Origin of the sequence: Herbiconiux aconitum (assembly GCF_024979235.1) — a bacterium.
In the GTDB taxonomy this organism is placed as follows: Bacteria; Actinomycetota; Actinomycetes; order Actinomycetales; family Microbacteriaceae; genus Herbiconiux; species Herbiconiux aconitum.
Genome location: NZ_JANLCM010000001.1, coordinates 1,011,398 through 1,026,561, shown reverse-complemented (window position 1 = coordinate 1,026,561; position 15,164 = coordinate 1,011,398). Strand labels below are relative to the sequence as shown.

At 67.8% G+C, this 15,164-nt stretch carries 13 protein-coding genes and 1 pseudogene; 8 read left to right on the top strand and 6 right to left on the bottom strand.

Annotated elements, in window-relative coordinates; translation table 11 throughout:
• Positions 1–40: 40 nt before the first annotated feature.
• Together murJ and N1027_RS04650 are read right to left on the bottom strand one after the other, a co-directional pair.
• Entirely contained in the window at positions 41–1,669 is a 1,629-nt protein-coding gene (gene murJ, locus N1027_RS04655) for a murein biosynthesis integral membrane protein MurJ (RefSeq protein WP_259505672.1), read from the bottom strand.
• The gene (locus N1027_RS04650; protein ID WP_259505670.1) at positions 1,662–3,899 is read right to left on the bottom strand and encodes a DUF6049 family protein; all 2,238 of its coding nucleotides are present in this window, start codon (positions 3,897–3,899) and stop codon (positions 1,662–1,664) included. The genes murJ and N1027_RS04650 overlap by 8 nt, the downstream gene beginning before the upstream one ends.
• Positions 3,900–4,014: 115 nt before the next feature.
• Between N1027_RS04650 and N1027_RS04645 the strand changes: the two genes are divergently transcribed.
• From N1027_RS04645 to N1027_RS04635, 3 genes are read left to right on the top strand one after another with little or no spacing between them, the layout of a single operon-like run.
• A complete protein-coding gene (locus N1027_RS04645) occupies positions 4,015–5,460 on the top strand; it encodes a CCA tRNA nucleotidyltransferase (RefSeq protein ID WP_259505668.1) in 1,446 nt (481 codons plus the stop codon).
• Between the two features lie 34 nt (positions 5,461–5,494).
• A complete protein-coding gene (locus N1027_RS04640; RefSeq protein ID WP_259505665.1) occupies positions 5,495–6,562 on the top strand; it encodes a DNA adenine methylase in 1,068 nt (355 codons plus the stop codon).
• Complete coding sequence (locus N1027_RS04635; RefSeq protein WP_259505663.1) at positions 6,562–7,461, top strand: hypothetical protein; 900 nt, start codon at positions 6,562–6,564, stop codon at positions 7,459–7,461. The genes N1027_RS04640 and N1027_RS04635 overlap by 1 nt, the downstream gene beginning before the upstream one ends.
• A 31-nt stretch (positions 7,462–7,492) precedes the next feature.
• On the opposite strand, the gene N1027_RS04630 is transcribed toward N1027_RS04635, so the two are convergent.
• The 3 genes from N1027_RS04630 to N1027_RS04620 all read right to left on the bottom strand — a co-directional run bounded on the left by N1027_RS04630 (position 7,493) and on the right by N1027_RS04620 (position 10,762).
• Positions 7,493–8,569 carry an inositol-3-phosphate synthase gene (locus N1027_RS04630; protein ID WP_259505661.1) on the bottom strand — a complete coding sequence of 359 codons (1,077 nt, stop codon included), beginning with the start codon at positions 8,567–8,569 and terminating at the stop codon, positions 7,493–7,495.
• 94 nt (positions 8,570–8,663) lie between these two features.
• The gene (locus tag N1027_RS04625) at positions 8,664–9,467 is read right to left on the bottom strand and encodes a PIG-L family deacetylase (RefSeq protein WP_259505659.1); all 804 of its coding nucleotides are present in this window, start codon (positions 9,465–9,467) and stop codon (positions 8,664–8,666) included.
• A gap of 5 nt (positions 9,468–9,472) precedes the next feature.
• Positions 9,473–10,762 carry a glycosyltransferase gene (locus N1027_RS04620; RefSeq protein ID WP_259505657.1) on the bottom strand — a complete coding sequence of 430 codons (1,290 nt, stop codon included), beginning with the start codon at positions 10,760–10,762 and terminating at the stop codon, positions 9,473–9,475.
• A 168-nt stretch (positions 10,763–10,930) separates the two neighbouring features.
• On the opposite strand from N1027_RS04620, the pseudogene rpsF reads away from it, so the two are divergent.
• The 5 genes and pseudogenes from rpsF to dnaB all read left to right on the top strand — a co-directional run.
• Positions 10,931–11,275, top strand: a pseudogene (gene rpsF / locus N1027_RS04615) (30S ribosomal protein S6); the annotation flags it as partial.
• 135 nt (positions 11,276–11,410) lie between these two features.
• Positions 11,411–11,947: a single-stranded DNA-binding protein gene (locus N1027_RS04610; RefSeq protein WP_259505654.1), complete on the top strand. Its 537-nt coding sequence runs from the start codon at positions 11,411–11,413 to the stop codon at positions 11,945–11,947.
• 33 nt (positions 11,948–11,980) lie between these two features.
• Positions 11,981–12,244 (top strand): 30S ribosomal protein S18, encoded by a 264-nt coding sequence (gene rpsR / locus N1027_RS04605; RefSeq protein ID WP_022895757.1) that lies wholly within the window; start codon positions 11,981–11,983, stop codon positions 12,242–12,244.
• Positions 12,245–12,255: 11 nt separating this feature from the next.
• Positions 12,256–12,708: a 50S ribosomal protein L9 gene (gene rplI / locus N1027_RS04600; RefSeq protein WP_259505652.1), complete on the top strand. Its 453-nt coding sequence runs from the start codon at positions 12,256–12,258 to the stop codon at positions 12,706–12,708.
• A gap of 419 nt (positions 12,709–13,127) precedes the next feature.
• On the top strand, positions 13,128–14,501 hold the full coding sequence (dnaB, locus tag N1027_RS04595; RefSeq protein ID WP_259505650.1) for a replicative DNA helicase: 1,374 nt from the start codon (positions 13,128–13,130) through the stop codon (positions 14,499–14,501).
• Between the two features lie 106 nt (positions 14,502–14,607).
• On the opposite strand, the gene N1027_RS04590 is transcribed toward dnaB, so the two are convergent.
• On the bottom strand, positions 14,608–15,120 hold the full coding sequence (locus N1027_RS04590) for a MarR family winged helix-turn-helix transcriptional regulator (protein ID WP_259505649.1): 513 nt from the start codon (positions 15,118–15,120) through the stop codon (positions 14,608–14,610).
• Positions 15,121–15,164: the final 44 nt, after the last annotated feature.

Below are 15,164 nucleotides of genomic sequence, written 5' to 3'. Positions count from 1 at the left end.
GGCCGGAGGCGTTCGCGGGGTGTGTTCGGGAGGGCTTCCGCTAGCGGTTCAGCCGGGCGCGGATGGGCGCGAGCGCCACTCGGAGCTCAGGGGAACGGACGAGGAACAGGGCGCCCAGATAGACGGCCGACATCACCGAGCCGATGACCACCAGGGAGACGATCGAACCCATCACCGAGGAGCTGCCGAACCCGTCGGCGTCGCCGAGCCCGAACACGATTGCGAGAACGACGCCGGCCGCAGTGGAGGGGATGGCCGCCCCGACGAACCGGAGGAAGCTCACCGCCACCGTGCGCCCGCCCACGCCTCCCAAGCGGGTTCGGATCAGCACGGCGGCCAGGATGGTCTGCAGGATGCCCGCGACCGAGAGGGAGACGGCCACTGCGACGCCCACGAGATCCTTCGGCACGAAGAAGAGCACGACGAGCGCGGCTGCGGAGAAGATCACGGCCTGGAAGACGGTGATGAAGAACGGCGTGCGGGTGTCGCCCAGCGAGTAGAAGGCGCGCTGGATGACGAAGAGCATGCTGAAGGCCGGCAGGCCGATGAGGAACCCGATCAGCACGTTGCCCATGGTGACGGTGACCGGGAACGAATCGGTGAAGAACCGGCTGAACGGATAGGCGCAGACGATCAAGCCGATCATGGCGAGAACCATGAAGGCCGTGATGACGCGCAACGACGCGGAGAGATTGGCGCGCACGCTCGCCAGATCTCCTTGATGAGCGAACTCGCTCATCCTCGTGAAGTAGGCGGTGGCGATCGACACCGCCACGATCGAGTGCGGCAGCATGAACACCAGCCAGGCGTTGGTGAGCACGTTGGTGGAGGCGTTGTCGCCGCCGGCCGCCGTGGCGACGACGTTCGTCTCCACGAGCCCGGCGAGCTGCGTGACGAGGAGCATGCCGAAGGTCCACCCGGCGATCTTGCCGGCCTGGCCGAGGCCCACGCCCCGCCACCGGAAGTCCGGGCGGTAACGGAGGCCGATCCGCTTCCAGAAGAGGAACAGCACGAGCGCCTGAATCGCCACCCCGAGCGTGGCGGTGCCGGCCAGCCAGATGACCTTGTCCGGCGTCCAGTAGGAGAAGGTGTCGCGCTCGATGGCGGTCGGCGCGAACACCAGGTTGAACCCGATCAGCCCGAGGATGGCGACCACGTTGTTGAGCACCGGGGCCCAGGTGAACGGTCCGAACGACCGTCGCGCGTTCAGCACTTCGCCGAGCACCGAGTAGAGACCGTAGAAGAAGATCAGCGGCAGCGTCCAGTAGGCGAAGGATGCGGCCAGGTCGAGCACGGATTCCGGTGTGTCGCCGGCCAGACCCGCGACGACCCGCACCAGAACGGGTGCGAGCAGAGTCGCGATGATGGCGGCACCGGCGAGCACCGTGAGCGCCAAGGTGACCAGCTTGTTGATGTAGGCGCTGCCGCCGTCGGTGTGCGACGACGCCCGCACGATCTGCGGCACGAGTACCGCGTTGAGCATGCCACCCGCCACGATGACGAAGATCGTGTTCGGCAGCTGGTTCGCGATGGCGAAGGCGTTGCCGCCGAGGCTCACCGCACCGATGGTCTGCACCAGGATGATGGCCTTGACGAAGCCGAGAACCCGCGAGACCGTCGTTCCGGAGGCCAGGAGGGCGCTGGCGCGACCGATTCCGGCGTTACTCATGGGGCGTCACTCCCGCATCCGGGGCCTCGACGGCATTCTCGGGATTCTCGGCGGCCGCCGCGTCGTCGGTTCGGCGCTTCTTGCGGCGCCGCAGGATGTTGCGCACGATTCCGAAGCCGAACACGATCACCACCAGCACTCCGAAGAGCACCGTGCCCCAGGTCTCCCATTCGGCGCTGACGTTCACGACCACGGGCGACGGGGTCGAGATGAGCACGCCCGTCGGGCTGAGCAGCTGGATGTTCAGGGTGACGGCCCCGTTCGCGACCGCGGTGACCGGAATCTGCGCCCCCTTGCGCGAGGTGGCCTCGATGGTCACCTCGACGTCGTTCTGCTCCACCAGCAGACGGCCGTTCGAGGGTGTGACGTGCACCAAGACCGTGACGGGGTAGGGCAACTCGTTGCTGAGGGTGACGGGGAGCGGTGCCTGGTTCGACAGCAGGTTGATGTTCGACCCGTCGATCATCTGCACCGAACCGAGCGTCTTCGCGGTGGCGTCGACACTGCCCTGCACGGCGACGTTCCATCCGCCCTCGTTCGGAACCCAGCTGTTCGAGAGTAGGGCGAGCAGATCGGCGCGGTTCTGGCCGGTGAGCACCTGCGGATCGGCGAGAACAGATGAGAAGGAGTCGATCGAGCCGGAGCCCCCGAGGAGTCGCTGGATCTGGCCGATGCGGTCGGCCGATTCCGGGGCGTCGATCAGCGTGGCGGCCTGCCTGGGGGTCTGTGCGAGCAGGTTCTGGAGCGGAGCGGTGCCGGCCCAGGGCAGGGACTGGAGTGCCCCGAGAACCTGGTCGAGGTCGGTGAGGTTCATTGCGGTGCGGTCGAGCACGGCGAGCACGGTTCGACCGGATGCGTCGGAGCCGGCATCCGTCGCACGCCCCGCGCCCGCCGCGATGGCGAGAGAACCGGAGAGCTGGGAGAGCGCCTGGCCGCGGCGCGCGTCGGAATTGGCGGCCAGCGCATCCTGGATCGCCGCCGACACACCGTGGTCGGCGACGAGGGCCGTCTGATCGCCCACCGACACGACGGCGTCGAGAGGGTCGCCTTCGGCGGAGAGCTGCGACGAGTCGATGATGCTCGTGGTGAGGCCCGACTGCGAGAAGAACGGCAGGTCGGCTGCGACCACGGAGCCGGTGCGGGGCCACGCGATTGAGGTGCTCGTGTAGTCCCAGTCGGTGAGTTGTTCGAGCGTGGGAACGGCGGGAGGCGGGGGCGTGGGATCCGTGCTCGGAGCGGGCGTCGCCGTCGGGTCGCCGGGTGCCGAGGGACTCGTTGTCGGGGTCGCCGTCGGTTCGATCAGCTCGTCGACGCCGATGAAGTTCGCCGGATCGAGCGCGTATGCGAAGGAGGTGGGCGCGAGGACGCCGGGTGCTCCCGCCTGGTGCTCGGCCGCGATGTCCGAATCGGCGAAGGTGAGCGGGATGATCGGATTCGAGGCTGCCTCGAGCCGCTCGAGCCAGCCGACGGCCGAATCGGGAGCGGTCGATCCGAGAGCGCGGATGGACACGATGATGCGCGGATCGACCGCGATCGTGACCGGGCGGTCGATGACCGCATCCAATTCGCGGGTGAGTACGCCGGTGTCGCTCGTGAAGGTCTCGAGGGCCGGGGCCTGGATGAGACCCGTGGTGCTGGCGATGCTCGTGAGTGGTGCGATGACGGTGACACCGGCGGCGGGCGGTGCGTCGGCCGTCGGATCGTTCCAGACGATCGTGGACCGCGTCTCGGCGGCCACCGCGCCGCCCTGGGTGAGGCGGGCACCGAGCCCGTAGCTGCCCCAGTCGCCGAGGGCCAGCTGGTCGGCCGGCACCGTGAGCTGCACCGAGTGGGTCGCACCGAGTGGAACGGCCGGCGAAGCGGCGGTGGCGAGCGTGACGAGATCCTCGTCGGCAGCCGCTGCGTCGCCGTCTGCTGCGCCGCCGCCGGCCACCCAGGAGTCGTAGGCGGTCGCGGATGTGAGCGGAGAGCGGTCGAGCACGATGTCGATCGTGCCGTCGGCGACCTGGTCGGGGCCCGGATTCGCGATCTCGACCGTGATGGCGAGATCGGCTCCGGGGGTGACGACGCCGTTGCCGGCGGGAGCGATGGAGAGGGCGACGGTCGGCGCGGCCGGGTCGGGGGCATCCGTCGCGCTCGCTGCCATCGGGGTCGCGAACACTGCACCGGCGATCAGCGCGCTTGCGGCGATCGCGGGCGCAACTCGAAACAATCGACGCGCTGGGTTCATAGGTAGTCATGGGTGCGCTGGTGGCCCCGCATCCGTACTGCCGATTCTAGGAGAAGCGGCCTGGGAGAACCGGGAACCGCCCTGGCCCGGCGGAAGGCGCGGCTAAAATGGGCCGGTGCAGTCGGTTCAGCAATCCCTCGAGTTCCTGGGGAACCTCGCGGCGAGTGGTCCTGTCGCGACCCTCGCGGCAGCGTTCGCCGACGCCGGCCACGAGCTGGCCCTCGTCGGCGGCCCGGTGCGCGACGCGTTCCTCGGCCGCCCGATCACCGACCTCGATTTCACGACGGATGCGACGCCCGACGAGATCCTGGCCCTCGTCACGCCCATCTCGCAGGCGCAGTGGGATGTGGGGCGCGCCTTCGGCACCATCGCCGCCCGCATCGACGGCGAGACCGTGGAGATCACCACCTACCGCTCGGACAGCTACGACGGCACCAGCCGCAAGCCCGCGGTGGAGTTCGGCGACAGCCTCGAAGGCGACCTACGGCGCCGCGACTTCACGGTCAACGCCATGGCGCTGCGCGTGCCCGAGCTCGTGCTGGTCGACCCCGCGCACGGCATGGACGACCTGATCGCCGGCGTGCTGCGCACCCCGGGCGCCCCCGAGGTCTCGTTCGGCGACGATCCGCTGCGGATGCTGCGCGCCATCCGCTTCAGCGCCCAACTCGGCTTCACCGTGGCCCCCGACACCGCGATCGCCATCTCGGAGATGCGCGACTCCATCGGCATCGTCTCGATCGAGCGGGTGAACGACGAGCTGTCCAAGTTGCTGAAGACGGATGCGCCGCGCGTCGGCGTCGAATTGCTGGTCGAGAGCGGGCTTGCCGAGCTGATCATCCCGGAGATCCCGGCGCTGCAGCTCGAAGCCGACGAGCACCACCACCACAAAGACGTCTACCAGCACAGCCTCACGGTGCTCGATCAGGCCATCGACCTCGAGAAGTCGCGCGCGGCCGCCGGAACGGGCATCGTGTCGCCCGACTTGGTGCTGCGGCTCGCGGCGCTGCTGCACGACATCGGCAAGCCCGCCACCAAGCGCAACGAGCCCGGCGGTCAGGTCAGCTTCCACCATCACGACGTGGTGGGTGCCAAGCTCGCGAAGCGGCGGCTGCGCGAGCTGCGCTTCGACAACGACACGATCGCCGCGGTCGGGCGCCTGATCGAGTTGCATCTGCGCTTCTTCGGCTACACCGACGGCGACTGGACGGATTCGGCCGTGCGGCGTTACGTGCGCGACGCCGGCGACCAGCTCGAGCGGCTGCACATCCTCACCCGCGCCGACGTCACCACCCGCAACCGCCGCAAGGCCGACCGACTGTCGTTCGCCTACGACGACCTGGAGGAGCGCATCGCGACGCTGGCCGCACAGGAGGAGATGGCATCCGTTCGGCCCGATCTCGACGGCGAGCAGATCATGGCCATCCTGGATCTCAAGCCCTCGCGCGCGGTCGGCGAGGCCTACGCCTACCTGCTGGAGGTGCGCCTCGACGAGGGCCCGCTCTCCGAGGAGGAGGCCACGGCGCGCCTGAAGGAGTGGTGGGCGGCGCGCTCCGCCGGATGACCGCGATGTCGGCGGCATCGGGGAGACTGGGCACATGACCCTCGATCTCCCGACCGTTCCCACCCCGGTCGCGTCGGAGATCCTCACCCGGGCAGCACTTTTTCCGCGTTTGCGCTACATGGGGTCGAAATACCGGCTGGCCGGCTCGTTGCAGCGCGTGTTCTCAGAGTTGGGCGGCTCGTCGGCGCTGGATGCCTTCAGCGGCTCCGGCTTCGTGTCCTACCTCCTCAAGGCGCAGGGCTATGCCGTCACCTCGAACGACTTCCTCACCTTCTCGTCGATCATCGCCCGCGCCACCGTGCAGAACTCCACCGTCACGTTGCCCGACGACGCGGTCGAGCAGCTCTGCGAGCCGAACGCCGACGGGCGCGACTTCATCGCCCGCAAGTTCGCGGGGCTCTACCTCTCGCCCGCCGACCTCGCCTTCCTCGACTCGGCGTGGAGCCACGTCGATCTGCTGGCCGGAGCCGAGCGCGACATCGCGATCTCGGCGCTGGTGCTCTCGGCCGCCCGCAAGCAACCGCGCGGGGTGTTCACCTACACGGGCAACCGCTACGACGACGGCCGGCGCGACCTGCGGCTGAGCATGGAAGAGCAGTTCCGGTTGCGGGTGGCCGACTACAACCGCACGGTGTTCGACAACGGGGCGTCGAGCGCGGCGCTGAACCACGACGTGGCCGACATTCCGGCGGGGCCCTACGACGTCGTCTACCTCGATCCGCCCTACGCACCGCCATCCGACGATGCCGATTACATGAAGCGCTACCACTTCCTCGAAGGTCTCTCGGTCTACTGGCGCGACCGCGTGATCATGGAGGAGACCAAGACGAAGAAGATCGCGAAGAAGTTCACGCCGTTCGCTTACAAACGCACGGTGGAGGATGCGCTCGCCGCCACCTTCGAGAAGTTCCGCGATTCCGGTGCGATCGTGCTCTCCTACTCCTCCAACGCGGTGCCCGGGCCGCAGCGCATCCTCGAACTGCTCGCGGCGGTGAAGCCGCACGTCGAGCTGCGCGAGATCGACCACTCCTACAGCTTCGGCACCCATGCGACGGCGGCGCGCAACTCGGTGCGCGAATACCTCTTCATCGGGCGCGATTGATGGGCGACATCCCCTCGTTCGACGAGTATCTGTCGACGCTCGGGCGGATGTCGCGGCACGTCGACCCGACCCTGCCCACCGCTGCGGCACAGGTGATCCACGACGCCACCGAGAGTCTCGCGCGTCTGGCGGAGGGGGGGATCGAGGCCGAGGACGGCTTGCTCGCCGGGCTCGACGGGGACGCCGGGGGCGGCCTCCACGTCGCGGGTCTTGCGGCGTGGGCGCACGCGCATCCCGAGTGGGTGCCGGCGCTCGGCCTCACCGTTGGCCTCTCGCAGGAGCGGCTGAAGAACTCCCTGCGGCACGAGTTCGACACCCCGAGCTGGGCCGCCCTCGCGCGCACCCGTCCGGTGGCGCTCGTGGAGTACCTAGACCGCGATTTCGGGCTCATCCGGCTGCTCGAAACGCAGCTCGGGCGAACATATACCTTCTCCGACATATTGGTGGCGCGGGCCGGTAGCCGCGTCGCCGCAATCAGCGCGGGCGCGTCGGGGCGGCGCCTCGAAGACGAGATCGAGGCCATCGCCTCCGACCTCGGGCTGAGCTACGGCACACGCACGCGCTTCTCGGGCCGCAATCGCCGCACGGCTCCCTGCGATCTCGTGGTGCCCGCCACGGGCGAGGCGCAGATCGTCGTGGCGGCCAAGGGCTTCGACTCCACGGGATCGAAGCTGACCGACGCCGTGCGCGAGATCGAGGAGATGGCCGACGTGCGGTTGCCGCAGCAGTTCGTGATCGCGGTGATCGACGGCATCGGCTGGAAGAGCGGTCAGGCCGACCTGCGGCGCATCCATGCCCTCTGGGAGTCCCATCAGATCGACGGCATGTATTCGCTGAACACGCTTCCCGTCTTCCGGGCCGATCTGGAGCGGGCGGCGCGGCTGCGCGACCTGCTCTGACCGCGGGCGAGGGCGCGAGGGCGCGGGGCCGCTACGCGGGGGTGTTCGCGGCGATGAACTCCTCGAGGCGCGTGCGAGCCACGTCGTCGGGCAGCTGCACCGAAGGCGACTTCATGAAATAGGCGCTGGCCGACTCGACCGGGCCACCGAGTCCGGCGTCGAGCGCCAGCTTGGCGGCGCGCACGGCGTCGATGATGACGCCGGCCGAGTTCGGTGAATCCCAGACCTCCAGCTTGTACTCGAGGTTGATCGGGGCGCCGCCGAAGCCATGGCCCTCGAGCCGCACGAAGGCGAACTTGCGGTCGTCGAGCCACGGCACGTGATCGCTCGGACCGATGTGGATGTCGCGCTCGGGCAGATCGATGTCGATGTTGCTGGTCACGGCCTGCGTCTTCGAGAGCTTCTTCGACTTCAGGCGCCGGCGTTCGAGCATGTTCTTGAAGTCCATGTTGCCGCCGACATTGAGTTGGTAGGTGTGGTCGATCTGGATGCCGCGGCTCTCCATCAGGCGTGCGAGCACGCGGTGCGTGATGGTGGCGCCGACTTGGCTCTTGATGTCGTCACCCACGATCGGCAGGCCCGCCGCCACGAACTTGGCCGCCCACTCCGGGTCGGAGGCGATGAACACGGGCACGGCGTTCACGAAGGCGACGCCCGCATCCAACGCCGCCTGGGCGTAGTGCTTGGCGGCATCGTCGGAGCCCACCGGTAGGTAGCAGACGAGCACCTCGGCACCGGACTCGCGGAGTGCCGCGGCGACATCCACGGGCTCGACGTCGGACTCCTCGATCATCTCGACGTAGTACTCGCCGAGCCCGTCGAGGGTCGGGCCGCGCTGCACGGTGACGCCGGTCGGCGCGACATCCGCGAACTTCAGCGTGTTGTTCTCGCTCGCCCAGATGGCCTCGGCGAGGTCGACGCCCACCTTGGCGGCGTCGACGTCGAACGCCGCCACAAACTCGAGGTCGCCCACGTGGAACGGCCCGAAACGGGTGTGCATGAGCCCCGGGATGCTCTCGTTCTCATCCGCATCGGCGTAATACGTCACGCCCTGGATGAGTGAGTTCGCGCAGTTTCCGACGCCGGCGATCGCGACCTTGATGCTCATTCGGTGCAGCCCTTTTGTTCTGTTGTTGTCGATTCGGTTGTTGTCAAAACTCAACGATTCTATCCATCGGTGCTGGGTGAGCCGACCGTGGCTCTCAGAACACGCGGAGGAACCACTCGACCGTGCCGATCGGATGCCGCTGTACTCCGCTCAGCACGAAGGTGTCGCCGTCGATGCTGAGCTGAGTGCGATGGGCGGCCATCGCGCGGGTCTTCTGCGCGAGGGTGCCGGTTTGCGTGAGGTCGACTTCCAGCAGGGCCCCGTCGGTGCGGGCGTCGGCTGCGGCGTCATTCATCCCAGCCTCCAGCCCCGAGCCTGGAGCGCGGGGCTCCACGATGGCGAAGTACGGAATGCCCAGGCGGCGCGCGACTTCGACCCCGGCGTCGTGCATCCGCACGTGGTCGGGATGCCCGTAGCCGCCCTGCGCGTCGTAGCTGACCATGGCCGACGGCCGGGTCTCGAATGCGGCCGCGAGCACGTCGTCGACGACGACGTCGAGCGGGGCGAGACTCAGCGAGGCGGGGCTCGCATCCCCGGCAGCCTCCGCGAATCCGTCGGCACCCCAGCGCATGCCGGAATCGGAATACACCCGCTCGGGCCGGCCGGAAGCACGCGCAGGCGCGGCACCGAGGAAGGCATGGGCGGGCTCGCCGAGCGCACCGAGCGCATCCGCCAGCTCGCCCACCCGATGCGGGCCAAGCAGTTCGGTGCCCTCGAGGCTCTCGAGTTCCCCCGGCACGACTTCGCCCCGTTCGCCGCGGGTGCCCGTGAGGATCGTCACCGGGACGTCGTTCCGCAGCAGCGCCGCGATCGTGCCTCCCGTCGAAATGGACTCGTCGTCGGGATGGGCGTGCAAAAAGAAGGGGCTGTCGCCGAAGGCGACAAGCGGATCGGTCATAGAGGTCATTCTGACTCCTCGGCATGCGCGCGGCGTTCGAGCAGGTCGTCATAGAAGGCCGCGAGGTGCTCGGCGGTGTGCGGCCAGCTGTGGGTTCTGCCGTGCCGGAGCGCGCCCGCGCGGAGCGCGGCGAGCCGGGTGGGGTCGTGCAGCAGCTCGTCGATCACCCGGCCCCAGACATCCGGAGACCTGTGGTCGATGAGGAGCCCGCTCACGCCGTCGTGCACCGACTCGACCAGCCCTCCGGTGGCCGCGGCGATGACCGGGGTGCCGCTGGCGGCGGCCTCGAGCGCCACGAGGCCATAGGTCTCGGAGTGCGAGGGGATGAGGAGAAGAGTCGCCTCGCGTAGGAGGCCCGCGGCGGCCTCGCGCGACTGGGCGGGCAGGAACGAAACGTCGTCGTGCAGGGCCAACGCGGTCACGAGTCCGTGCAACCCCGACGTGTACGCCTCGTGGCCCGGGCTCGTGCCGCCTGCCACGATGAGCCGCGGGCGCCGCCCGTGCGGGATGGCGCCGATGGCCCGGATGGCGAGGTCGACGCCCTTGAGTGGCTGGATGCGCGCCAGCACGAGCACCGTCGGCCGCGCGAATCGACGGAGATCGGCGCCGAGAGCGGGTTGAGACTCCGTCGGAGTCGTCAGACGAGCCGAATCTCCGTCGTTTCGGCTGCGCGTGAGGCGGTACGGGGGCGCGGCGGGGTGGAACAGGTGGGTGTCGACGCCGGGGGCGACCACCGCGACCCGGCCCGGGGCCGCAGCCGTCGCCCGGAGGATGGCGGCACGCTCGGCCTGCGTCGCCGCGATCGTGAGGTCGGAGTCGTGCACGAGTGCCGCCTCGGCCCGCAGCCGCACGGCAGGCTCCGGCACGTCTCCGGGTGCGAGCTGCTCGTTCTTCAGGGCCGCGACCGTGTGCAGGCTGAGCACGTGGGGCGCACGCTGAGCGCGAGCCACCGGAAGTGCCGCGGCGCCGGACAACCAGTAATGCGAATGCACGAGATCGAACGGCGGCAGTTCGGCCATCGCGCGGCCGAACTCACCGGTCAGTGCTGACAGCTCCGACTTCGGCACGGATGCGCGGGGCCCGGCCCGCAGGAACCGCACCGGCACGCCGTCGTCGGTGTGCGCATCCGCTCGCCCGTCGCCTGCGTCGCGCGTCAGCAGCTCCACGTCGTAGCCGCGTGCGCGGAGTGCGCCGGCGAGTCCGACCAGATAGACGTTCATCCCGCCCGCGTCGCCGCTGCCCGCCGTCGCCAGCGGCGAGGTGTGCAGGGAGACCAGTGCGATACGACGACTCACGTTCACACCTTCACACATCTACCCGGTCTGATAGGCTACCCAGGTTGTCTTGTGCCCAGTGGAATTCTCCACGCGGGTGCAGGACCGATGCAGAACCCTCCTGTCACAGACCGTCTGTGACCGTTCAAGTCCGAAGGAGGTGGGTTTGTGACGCATCAGTACGAACTCATGGTGATCCTCGATCCTGAGATCGATGAGCGCACCGTGGCTCCCAGCCTCGACAAGTTCCTCAACGTCATCCGCAACGATGGCGGCACTGTCGACAACATCGACATCTGGGGTCGTCGTCGCCTGGCCTACGAGATCAACAAGAAGACCGAAGGCATCTACGCCGTGGTGAAGCTCACCGCGAACGCCGACGCCACGAAGGAACTCGACCGTCAGCTGAAGCTGTCGGAAGCCGTCATGCGCACCAAGGTGCTGCGTGCCGAAGAGGCCATCGCGCAGGTCGCCGCCGCCACGAAGCTCGCCGAGGAGAAGGCCGCCCGCAAGGCTGCCAACCCCAAGGCCGCTGCACCGGCCGCTGCTTCCGCGTCGGCTCCGTCGGCTGCCGCTGCTCCGGCTGCTGCCGTCAAGGCTGCTTCCTCCGCTCCCGCCAAGCCCGCCGCGGCTGCTGCCGCTCCGGCCGAGGCCAGCGAGTAGTCCGTCATGGCCGGTGAAACCGTAATCACCGTGGTGGGCAACCTCACCGCCGATCCCGAGCTGCGCTACACGCAGAACGGGCTGGCCGTCGCGAACTTCACGATCGCGTCGACCCCCCGCACGTTCGATCGCGCGTCGAACGACTGGAAAGACGGCGAGGCCTTGTTCCTCCGTGCGAGTGTCTGGCGTGAATTCGCCGAGCACGTCGCCGGATCGCTGACCAAGGGCAGCCGCGTCGTTGCGACCGGTCGTCTGCGCCAGCGTTCCTACGAGACGAAAGAGGGCGAAAAGCGCACCTCGATCGAGCTCGAGGTCGATGAGATCGGTCCCTCGCTCCGCTACGCGACCGCGCAGGTCACCCGAGCCACCAGTGGTGGCGCCGGTGCCGGCGGCGGGTCGTTCGGTGGTGCAGGCGGCGGCGGAAACCGTGGTGGCCAGCCTGCCGTCGACGAGCCCTGGGCGGCATCCGCTCCGGCGTCGTCGGGCGCGGGCGGCGACGTCTGGAACACTCCCGGCAGCTACGCCGACGACACCCCCTTCTAAACTTCTCTTCTTTCAGAACAGGACAGTAAAACAATGGCTGGAAAGTCAAGCGGCGACCGCCGCAAGCCGCTCCGCGGCGCCAAGGGCGCGAAGAACGCCGCTCCCGCGAAGTCCATTCGCGTCGGAGTCATCGATTACAAGGACGTTGCGACCCTTCGCAAGTTCATCTCGGAGCGTGGAAAGATCCGCGCTCGTCGTATCACGGGAGTCTCCGTCCAGGAGCAGCGCCTCATCGCCCGTGCCGTCAAGAACGCCCGCGAAATGGCACTTCTGCCCTACGCCGGCTCGGGCCGTTAAGGAGCAGCATCATGTCGAAACTCATTCTCACCCACGAGGTGACCGGACTGGGCTCCGCCGGCGACGTCGTCGACGTCAAGAACGGCTTCGCTCGCAACTACCTCATCCCGCAGGGCTTCGCCGTGGCGTGGAGCCGCGGTGGCGAGAAGCAGATCGAGTCGATCAAGGCGGCACGCGCCGCCCGTGAGCTCGCCACGATCGAAGAGGCCCAGCACCTCAAGCAGACGCTCGAGAACGCCACCGTCAAGCTCACCGTCAAGGCGGGCCAGGGCGGTCGCCTCTTCGGTTCGGTGAAGACCTCCGACATCGCTGACGCGGTGTCGGCGGCCGGCATCGGCTCGCTCGACAAGCGCAAGATCGAGATCCCGAACGCCATCAAGGCCACGGGAACCCACGAGGCCACCGTGCGCCTGCGCGACGACCTCTCCGCCACGATCACCCTTCAGGTGGTCGCAGCAAAGTAGTCACTCCGAGAAGGGGTGTCAAGGGTTTTCACGACTCTTGACGCCCCTTTTTCGCGCCCGATTTCTCGAACGCTGTCCCCAGCCCTGTACACAGGGAGCAACGAGTTTTCGAAGCTTCAAGCACTGGTCGAAGGATGTCTCCACTCACAGACTGTGGGAATATTAAACCCCTGGTCAGAATCTTATTCGGGGTCACGTGGGCGAACTTGTCCACAGGCTAGTCCACAGATTACACACACCAGTTCCGGCGTTTCGCGCACATCTTCCACAGGCTTATCCACAAGGCTGTTTGTGTGGGTAGATGCCCTCTTCTTAGTCTTGGGCAGCGCCTAGGGGGAACCTCCGATGTCAGTGGTCGGAGTTATGAATGAGGCGTGCATCAGGTGCGCCGTCATGTCACGGCAGATCAGGAGTAATACGTGTCGATCGCCCATCTCGGACTCGCGGGGGAACAGCGGCCGGGGGAGACCCGTCAGGGCGACCGCACGCCTCCGCACGACCTGCTCGCCGAGCAGAGTGCGCTCGGTGGCATGCTGCTCAGCAAAGACGCTGTGGCCGATGTGGTCGAGGTCATGCGCTCGGTCGATTTCTACGTTCCGAAGCACGAGGTGATCTTCGAGGCCATCCTCAACCTCTACTCGCACGGCGAGCCCACCGATGTCATCGCGGTGACCGATGAGCTGACGAAGACCGGTGAGCTGAACCGCGCCGGTGGCGCCGAATACCTGCACACGCTCACGAGCCTCGTGCCCACAGCCGCGAACGCCGGCTACTACGCGTCGATCGTGGCGGAGAAGGCGGTGCTGCGCCGCCTGGTGGAGGCCGGCACCCGCATCGTGCAGATGGGTTATGCCAGCGAGGGCGAAGTCACCGACCTCGTCAACAACGCGCAGGCCGAGATCTATGCGGTGAACGGTGGAGTCGAGGTCGAAGACTACGTGCCGCTCACCGTGGCGGTGACAGCCGCGATCGACGAGATCGAGGCCGCGGCCGGCAAAGACGGGCAGATGACCGGTGTGCCCACCGGCTTCGCCGATCTCGACAACCTGACCAACGGTTTCCACCCCGGCCAGATGATCATCGTGGCGGCGCGACCGGCACTCGGAAAGTCCACCCTCGCACTCGACTTCTGCCGCGCGGCGTCGATCAAGAACGACATGCCGTCGATCTTCTTCTCACTCGAGATGGGGCGCTCGGAGATCGCGATGCGTCTGCTCTCGGCCGAGGCATCCGTTCCCCTGCAGAGCATGCGCAAGGGCCGTATCGAGGGCCGCGACTGGACCACGTTGGCCTCGACCCGTGGGCGCATCAACGACGCCCCCTTCTACATCGACGACAGCCCGAACATGACGCTCGTCGAAATCCGTGCCAAGTGCCGGCGGTTGAAGCAGAAGGTGGGCCTCAAGCTCGTGGTCATCGACTACCTGCAGCTCATGACGAGCGGCAAGAAGGTCGAGAGCCGGCAGCAGGAGGTCTCGGAGTTCTCCCGTGCCCTGAAGCTCATGGCGAAGGAGCTGCAGGTGCCGGTCATCGCCCTCTCGCAGCTGAACCGTGGGCCGGAGCAGCGCTCCGACAAGAAGCCCGCCATCAGCGACCTCCGCGAGTCGGGTTCGCTCGAGCAGGATGCCGACATGGTCATCCTGCTGCACCGCGAGGGCGCCTACGAGAAAGACAACCCGCGCGCCGGCGAGGCCGACTTCATCGTGGCCAAGCACCGCAACGGCCCCACCGCCACCATCACGGTGGGCTTCCATGGTCACTTCTCCCGCTTCGCGGACATGCCCCCGGCCTAGCCGGCGCAACCTCCGCCGCCGCAACGACGGAGAAAACCGCGGAAGATCGGAAACGACGGATGCTCAGCCCGAAACTCGTGCGCGGGTCCGTCGTTTCGGAGTCAGGTCACTCGAGAGGGGCGTCGACCGCGGTGCGGTAGACGTCGATGACCCGGTCGAGGAACGAGGCGATCACGTCACGCTCCTCGGGCGGCAGCTCGTCGACCAAGCGGGCGACCCCCACGATCACCGGCATCAGCTCGTCGATCGCCCGGTTCACGGAGGAACGGGTCGGCACCACCACGATCTTGCGCCGGTCGTGCTCGTGCCGGTGCCGTTCCACGTGACCGAGCGCCACCAGCCGGTCGACCACCAGCGTCGACGCCGCCGTCGTGACACCGAGGCGGGCCGCGAGGTCGCTCGGCGTGAGTGGGCCCTCTTGGATGAGTCGTTCCATCGCCGCCAGATCGGTCGGATTCACGGCGAGCACCGCTCCGAGCCGGCGCTCGAACGCGCGGGAGACGGAGTTGATCTCGCGCAACGAGTTGCTGATCTCGTTGGTCTCCGGAAGGCCGGTCGCGGGCAGCTCTTCGCGCGTCCAGACCTCGGTGAGGTTGCGCGCATCCGTCATGACTGACATGCTAATACTCTAGGTAGCTAAGTTGCTTAGCAAAAATGAAACGG